This window comes from Burkholderia sp. Ac-20379, from assembly GCF_017104645.1.
GTDB lineage: Bacteria > Pseudomonadota > Gammaproteobacteria > Burkholderiales > Burkholderiaceae > Burkholderia.
In genome coordinates, this window is the sequence record NZ_JAAGPF010000084.1 from 20,604 (window position 1) to 27,095 (window position 6,492).

At 68.2% G+C, this 6,492-nt stretch carries 7 protein-coding genes; 4 read left to right on the plus strand and 3 right to left on the minus strand.

Annotated features, from left to right (window positions below; translation table 11 throughout):
- Positions 1 to 26 precede the first annotated feature (26 nt).
- The gene (epsC, locus tag G3N92_RS13730) at positions 27 to 959 is read left to right on the plus strand and encodes a serine O-acetyltransferase EpsC (RefSeq protein ID WP_206128068.1); all 933 of its coding nucleotides are present in this window, start codon (positions 27 to 29) and stop codon (positions 957 to 959) included.
- Between the two features lie 91 nt (positions 960 to 1,050).
- On the opposite strand, the gene G3N92_RS13735 is transcribed toward epsC, so the two are convergent.
- The 3 genes from G3N92_RS13735 to G3N92_RS13745 all read right to left on the minus strand — a co-directional run bounded on the left by G3N92_RS13735 (position 1,051) and on the right by G3N92_RS13745 (position 3,558).
- The gene (locus G3N92_RS13735) at positions 1,051 to 1,854 is read right to left on the minus strand and encodes an SDR family oxidoreductase (RefSeq protein ID WP_206128069.1); all 804 of its coding nucleotides are present in this window, start codon (positions 1,852 to 1,854) and stop codon (positions 1,051 to 1,053) included.
- On the minus strand, positions 1,854 to 2,570 hold the full coding sequence (gene folE, locus G3N92_RS13740; protein WP_241014773.1) for a GTP cyclohydrolase I FolE: 717 nt from the start codon (positions 2,568 to 2,570) through the stop codon (positions 1,854 to 1,856). Before folE ends, G3N92_RS13735 begins: the two co-directional genes overlap by 1 nt.
- Before the next feature lie 64 nt (positions 2,571 to 2,634).
- Positions 2,635 to 3,558 carry a LysR family transcriptional regulator gene (locus G3N92_RS13745; protein WP_206128071.1) on the minus strand — a complete coding sequence of 308 codons (924 nt, stop codon included), beginning with the start codon at positions 3,556 to 3,558 and terminating at the stop codon, positions 2,635 to 2,637.
- A gap of 115 nt (positions 3,559 to 3,673) precedes the next feature.
- On the opposite strand from G3N92_RS13745, the gene G3N92_RS13750 reads away from it, so the two are divergent.
- The 3 genes from G3N92_RS13750 to G3N92_RS13760 all read left to right on the plus strand — a co-directional run bounded on the left by G3N92_RS13750 (position 3,674) and on the right by G3N92_RS13760 (position 6,422).
- A complete protein-coding gene (locus G3N92_RS13750; RefSeq protein WP_206128072.1) occupies positions 3,674 to 4,903 on the plus strand; it encodes a 4-hydroxybenzoate 3-monooxygenase in 1,230 nt (409 codons plus the stop codon).
- A 145-nt stretch (positions 4,904 to 5,048) separates the two neighbouring features.
- The gene (locus tag G3N92_RS13755) at positions 5,049 to 5,750 is read left to right on the plus strand and encodes a 3-oxoacid CoA-transferase subunit A (protein ID WP_206128073.1); all 702 of its coding nucleotides are present in this window, start codon (positions 5,049 to 5,051) and stop codon (positions 5,748 to 5,750) included.
- A gap of 15 nt (positions 5,751 to 5,765) precedes the next feature.
- Positions 5,766 to 6,422, plus strand: coding sequence for a 3-oxoacid CoA-transferase subunit B (locus G3N92_RS13760; RefSeq protein WP_206128074.1), 657 nt, complete (start codon positions 5,766 to 5,768; stop codon positions 6,420 to 6,422).
- Positions 6,423 to 6,492: the final 70 nt, after the last annotated feature.

Sequence of the window (6,492 nt, forward strand, 5' to 3'; positions counted from 1 at the left end):
GGGCACGGCTGTCTGTGTCATGCGCCATGTCGAATTCGCCTGCTGTCCGTACCTGGGATCTTGAAGAGATCGTCGCCGAACTGCGCGAATCGCGCGAAACGCTGCACCGCACGCGGCACCCGCGCGGCATTCGCGAGCTGCCGTCGCGCGACGCGATCTGCCAGATCGTCACCGGCCTGCGCGCCTCGCTGTTTCCGACGCATTACGGCGCGCCGGACCTGACCGACGAGAGCGTCGATTTCTACGTCGGCCACACGCTCGAGAAGACGCTGCGCGTGCTGCACGAGCAGATCCGCCGCGTGCTGCCGTTCTTGTCCGAATACGCCGATGCGCCGGCCGCGCTGCTCGACGAGCGTTCGTTCGAGATCGCCCACACGCTCGGCCGCCAGTTGCCGGCGATCCGCGCGCTGCTGGTCAGCGACATCCAGGCCGCCTACGCGGGCGATCCGGCCGCGCAGCACATCACCGAAATCCTGCTCTGCTACCCCGGCGTGCTGGCGATGATGCATCACCGTCTCGCGCATGCGCTGCACCGGCTCGGCGTGCCGCTGCTCGCACGCTTCGTCAACGAGATCGCGCACTCGGCGACCGGCATCGACATCCACCCGGGCGCCACCATCGGCCCGAGCTTCTTCATCGACCACGGCACCGGCGTGGTGATCGGCGAGACGGCGATCATTGGCGAGCGCGTGCGCGTCTATCAGGCCGTCACGCTCGGCGCGAAGAGCTTCCCGGCCGACGGCGACGGCGCGCTCGTGAAGGGCAACGCGCGCCATCCGATCGTCGAGGACGACGTGGTGATCTACGCCGGCGCGACGATCCTCGGCCGCGTCACGATCGGGCGCGGCTCGGTGATCGGCGGCAACGTGTGGCTCACGCACAGCGTGCCGCCGGGCAGCAGCGTGGCGCAGGGCAAGGTGCGCGAAGGCGGCCGCACGGAAGGCAACGGGCAGGACTGAACCCGGCGCGGCTCCCGAAGGTGAGGTTTTTCGGGAGCCGGCGGCGCGCGCCGATAGTTGGGATTCCGCATCGATCGATGCGGCGAGGGGCTCAGTGCTCGCGCACCGGCGAGCGATGCTTGTACAGCACGTCCTGATCCACGCGGATCAGGTTCTGCCCCGCATCCACCACGAAATCCACGCCGTTGTAGGCGCTGCCCGTGAGCAGCAGGATCGCGTTCGCCACGTCGTCGGGGCCGGCGATGCGCGCGAGCGGCGTGGAGGCGCGGCTCGCGTGCGCGAAATCGGCGGCGGTCTGATCGTCGCTCGGCAGCATCAGGCCGGGAAACACGGCGTTCACGCGCAGCACCGGCGCGGCCGACATCGCCAGCATCTGCGTCAGGTTGCCGAGCGCGGCCTTCGCGACCGTGTAGCTGAAGTGGTCGCGATGGAAGTTCTCCTTGATCTTCTGGTCGATCACGTTGATCACCACGCCCTGCTGGCCGAGCACCTTGGCGCGTTCGTGGAACGTGCGCGCGAGCAGGATCGGCGCGCGGCAGTTGATCGTCCATGCGCTGTCGAGCGCGGCCAGGTCGAAGCCGGGGAAGTGATCCTGCCAGAACACCGAGGCGTTGTTGACGAGCACGTCGAGCCGCCCGAAGCGCGTGTAGACGGCGTCGATCAGCGCGGCGCAGGCGTTCGCGTCGGCGAGATCGGCCTGCAGCGCCACCGCTTCGCCGCCGGCCGCGCCGATCTCGCCGGCGGCGTCGGCGGCCGCGTCGGCCGAACGGTCATAGTGGATCGCGACGCGATAGCCGTGCGCGCCGAAGTGCCGGGCGAACGCGCGGCCGGCGCGGCGCGCCGCGCCCGTCACGAGCACGACCGGCGCATCCGGCGTGGGCGCAGGCGTTGTCATCACGTATTGGCGAGGTTGATCGCCGACGAATTCGACACGATCGACAGGAATTCGCGGCGCGTGGCCGGATCGGTGCGGAACGTGCCGAGCATCCGCGAGGTGACCATCTCCACGCCGGGCTTGTGGATGCCGCGCGTGGAGATGCACTGGTGCGCCGCTTCGAGGATCACGCCGACGCCCTTGGGCTGCAGCACCTCGAACAGCGTGTCGGCGATCTGCACCGTCATCTTTTCCTGGATCTGCAGGCGCTTGGCGAACGCGTCGACGAGGCGCGCCAGCTTCGAGATGCCGACCACGCGGGAATTCGGCAGATAGGCCACGTGCGCGCGGCCGATGATCGGCACCATGTGGTGTTCGCAGTAGCTTTCGAAGCGGATGTCCTTCAGCACGATCATCTCGTCGTAGCCTTCGACTTCGCTGAAGGTGCGCGCGAGGATGTCGCGCGGTTCGAGCTGGTAGCCCGCGAAGAATTCCTCGTAGGCGCGCGCCACGCGCGCCGGCGTGTCGAGCAGGCCTTCGCGCGCGGGATCGTCGCCGGCCCAGCGCAGCAGCACGCGCACGGCATCTTCGGCTTCGGCGCGGCTCGGGCGCACCACGGGTTCGGCGGCCGCGACGGCGACCGGCTCGGCTGCCGCCTTGCTGGCGGTCTTGCGTTTGGACATGCTGACAGACTCCGGTTGGCGCCGCTTGGCGCGGCTGACCGGGCATTGTTTCATGGATTGGGCCGGTTCGCCGCCCGGCGCATCGGCCGCGCGCAGGCGGCCCCGGCCAACGGCGCGTTCATTTCGGCCATTCGTCGAGCGCATCGTTGAACAGGCCGGCCACCACGCCGCGCAGCCAGGCGGCGCGCGCATCGTTGTGATATTTGCGATGCCAGTGCTGACGCAGATCGAAGCGGGGCAGCGGCAGCGGCGGCTCCATCAACGTGATCGACGCGTGCTCGGCCGCATAGGCATAGCCGATCGCGTGCGGCACGGTGGCGATCAGGTCGGTGCGGCCAAGGATGAACGGCAGGCTCATGAAGTGCGGCGTCTCGAGCACCGCGCGCCGTTGCAGCCGCGCCTTCGCGAGATATTGCTCGAGCACTTCCTGGCTGCGCCCCTCGGCGCGCACCACGGCGTGGCCGCAGGCGAGGTACCGCTCGACCGTCAGCGGTGTGCCGGCCAGCGGATGCTCGCGACGCATCAGGCAGATGAACCGGTGCGTGAACAGACGCTGCTGAAAGAAGTTGCTGCCGTCGAGATCGGGGAAATAGCCCACCGCCAGATCCACCGTGCCGGCCTCCAGCCCGCGCTCCACCTCCGCGTGCGGCAGCGACACCGAACGCAGGTTCGCATGCGGCGCACGGCGCGCCAGCTCCTGCAGCAGGCGCGGCAGGAACACGATCTCGCCGACGTCGGACAGCGCGATCGAGAACGTGCCGGTGCTGGTGGCCGGATCGAAATCGTGCGGCGTGGCGAGGCCGCGGCGGATCTGCGCGAGCGCGTCGCGCGCGGCCGGCACCAGCGCCAGCGCGCGCGGCGTGGGCTCCATGCCGCGCGAGGTGCGCACGAACAGCGGATCGCCGAAGTGCTCGCGCAGCCGGCCGAGCGCGGCGCTCACGCGCGGCTGGGTCACGCCGAGCAGGTCGCCCGCGCGGCTGACGTTGCGGGCGTCGTCGAGCGCGACGAGGTAGGGAATCAGGTTCAGATCGAGTTCGGACACGGTGCGCCACTATCGGAATTCGATATGAAACATATCTCCAAAATGGGATTGCCGCATAGTCGGTGAAGCCCGAACATCCGATTCATTACTCGAATCAATGTTCAGGAGACGAACAATGCGTACCCAAGTTGCGATCGTCGGCGCCGGTCCCGCCGGGCTGCTGCTGTCCCATCTGCTTCGCCTGCAAGGCATCGACGCGGTGCTGATCGAAGCCCGCTCCCGCGAATACTGCGAAAACCGGATCCGCGCCGGCGTGCTGGAGCAGGGCACCGTCGACACGCTGAACGACGCGGGCCTCGGCGAACGGATGCGCCGCCAGGGGCTGGTTCACCACGGCATCGAGCTGCTGTTCTCGGGCGAACGGCACCGCATCGACCTGTCGGCGCTGACGGGCGGCCGCGCGATCACCGTCTACAGCCAGCACGAGGTGGTGCGCGACCTGATCGCGGCCGGTGTCGAGCACGGCCACGCGATGCACTTCGAGGTGAACGACGTGGCGCTGCACGACGTGACGGGCGAACGCCCGGCCGTGACGTTCACGCGCCAGGACGGCCGCGCCGAGCGCATCGATTGCGATTTCATCGCCGGTTGCGACGGCTTTCACGGCATCGCGCGGCAAACCATCCCCGACACGCTGCAACGCTGCTTCGAGCGCGTGTATCCGTACGCGTGGCTCGGCATTCTGGCCGACGCCGCGCCGTCGCTCGACGAGCTGGTGTACGCCCATCACGACAACGGTTTCGCGCTGTTCTCGATGCGCTCGCCGAGCGTCACGCGCCTGTATCTGCAATGCCGCCCCGACGAGGATCTGGCCGAATGGTCCGACGCGCGGATCTGGGACGAACTGCACACACGCTTTTCGAACCGCAGCGGCTGGACGCCCACCGAGGGCGCGATCACGCAGAAGAGCATCACGCCGATGCGCAGCTTCGTGTGCGAGACGATGCGCCACGGCCGCCTGTTCCTGGCCGGCGACGCCGCGCACATCGTGCCGCCGACCGGCGCGAAGGGCATGAACCTGGCCGTGGCCGACGTGCGCGCGCTGTCGCGGGCGCTGGCGGCCCACTACGCCGGGGACGACGCGCCGATCGACGCCTATTCGGCCACTTGCCTCGAACGCGTCTGGCGCGCCGAGCATTTCTCGTACTTCATGACGAACATGCTGCATCCGTCGGCCGAGGACACGCCGTTCGTCAATCGTCTCAAGCTGGCCGAGCTCAAATACGTGACGCGCTCGCCCGCCGCCGCGCAGGCGCTGGCCGAAAACTACGTGGGCCTGCCGTTCGACGACGCGCGCGTATCGGTAGCACCCCGCCTTGACAACGCGTTGAGCGAGATTCTATGATCGCCGCATCGTTCGCTAATCGAATCTGAGTTCGAATAACGAACAAACCGGATCGGGAGACGATCCGGTGCGGCGCGGCCCGAGCGAAATCCGGCGCGCTGTCCGGCCGTCGCATGCTGCGACGCGGATTCCCCCAGGATGAGCCATGGTCAACAAGATTTTCGATTCCCTCCAGTCGGCGGTTGCCGACGTCCACGACGGCGCGACGGTCATGATCGGCGGCTTCGGCACGGCAGGCATGCCGTCCGAGCTGATCGACGCACTGATCGAACACGGCGCGCGCGATCTCACGATCGTCAACAACAACGCCGGCAACGGTGAAACCGGGCTGGCCGCGCTGCTGAAGGCCAAGCGCGTGCGCAAGATCATCTGCTCGTTCCCGCGCCAAGCCGATTCGCAGGTGTTCGACGCGCTGTACCGTTCCGGCGAGATCGAGCTGGAACTGGTGCCGCAGGGCAACCTGGCCGAGCGCATCCGCGCGGCGGGCGCCGGCATCGGCGGTTTCTTCACGCGCACCGGCTACGGCACCAAGCTGGCCGAAGGCAAGGAAACGCGCGAGATCGACGGCAAGCAGTATGTGTTCGAAACGCCGATCCACGCCGATTTCGCGCTGATCAAGGCGTTCAAGGGCGACCGCTGGGGCAACCTGGTCTATCGCAAGACGGCCCGCAACTTCGGGCCGGTGATGGCCAGCGCGGCCAAGACCACCATCGTTCAGGTGTCGCAGGTCGTCGACCTGGGCGGCCTCGATCCCGAACATATCGTGACGCCGGGCATTTTCGTGCAGCGCGTCGTCGAAGTGCCGCAAGCCGTGCATGCGGCCGAACTCGGCGCGCAAGCCGCCTGACCCCGGAGAACCACGATGAAACGACTGACCCGCGATGACATGGCCAAGCGCGTCGCCCAGGATATTCCCGAAGGCGCGTACGTGAACCTCGGCATCGGCGTGCCGACGCTGGTGGCCAACCACCTCGACGCCAACAAGGAAATCTTCCTGCACAGCGAGAACGGCGTGCTCGGCATGGGCCCCGCGCCCGAAGCCGGCCATGAGGACGACGAACTGATCAACGCCGGCAAGCAGCACGTCACGCTGCTGACGGGCGGCGCGTATTTCCACCATGCCGATTCGTTCGCGATGATGCGCGGCGGCCATCTCGACTACTGCGTGCTCGGCGCGTTCCAGGTGTCCGCCAAGGGCGATCTGGCGAACTGGCACACCGGCGCGCCCGACGCGATTCCGGCCGTGGGCGGCGCGATGGATCTGGCGATCGGCGCGAAGCAGGTGTTCGTGATGATGGAGCACCTGACCAAGCAGGGCGAAAGCAAGATCGTCGCCGAGTGCTCGTACCCCGTCACCGGGATCGGCTGCGTGACGCGCATCTACACCGATCTGGCCGTGCTCGACGTGACGCCCGAAGGCCTGGCCGTGCGCGAGATCTTCACCGATCTGTCGTTCGACGAGCTGCAGACGCTCACGGGCGTCGCGCTGATCGACGCGACCGAACGCGCGGCCGCGTAAGCGCGCGCTGCCTTTCCTGCCGCGATGGCCGCCGCGCGAGACGTTCGCCGTCCGCCGCGCGGCGCCCGCG

Bases quoted from the DNA above. Each gene is read 5' to 3' on its own strand.
- epsC (WP_206128068.1), top strand. From the start codon at position 27: ATGTCGAATTCGCCTGCTGTCCGTACCTGGGATCTTGAAGAGATCGTC.
- G3N92_RS13750 (WP_206128072.1), top strand. From the start codon at position 3,674: ATGCGTACCCAAGTTGCGATCGTCGGCGCCGGTCCCGCCGGGCTGCTG.
- G3N92_RS13755 (WP_206128073.1), top strand. From the start codon at position 5,049: ATGGTCAACAAGATTTTCGATTCCCTCCAGTCGGCGGTTGCCGACGTC.
- G3N92_RS13760 (WP_206128074.1), top strand. From the start codon at position 5,766: ATGAAACGACTGACCCGCGATGACATGGCCAAGCGCGTCGCCCAGGAT.
- folE (WP_241014773.1), bottom strand. From the start codon at position 2,570: ATGAAACAATGCCCGGTCAGCCGCGCCAAGCGGCGCCAACCGGAGTCT.
- G3N92_RS13735 (WP_206128069.1), bottom strand. From the start codon at position 1,854: ATGACAACGCCTGCGCCCACGCCGGATGCGCCGGTCGTGCTCGTGACG.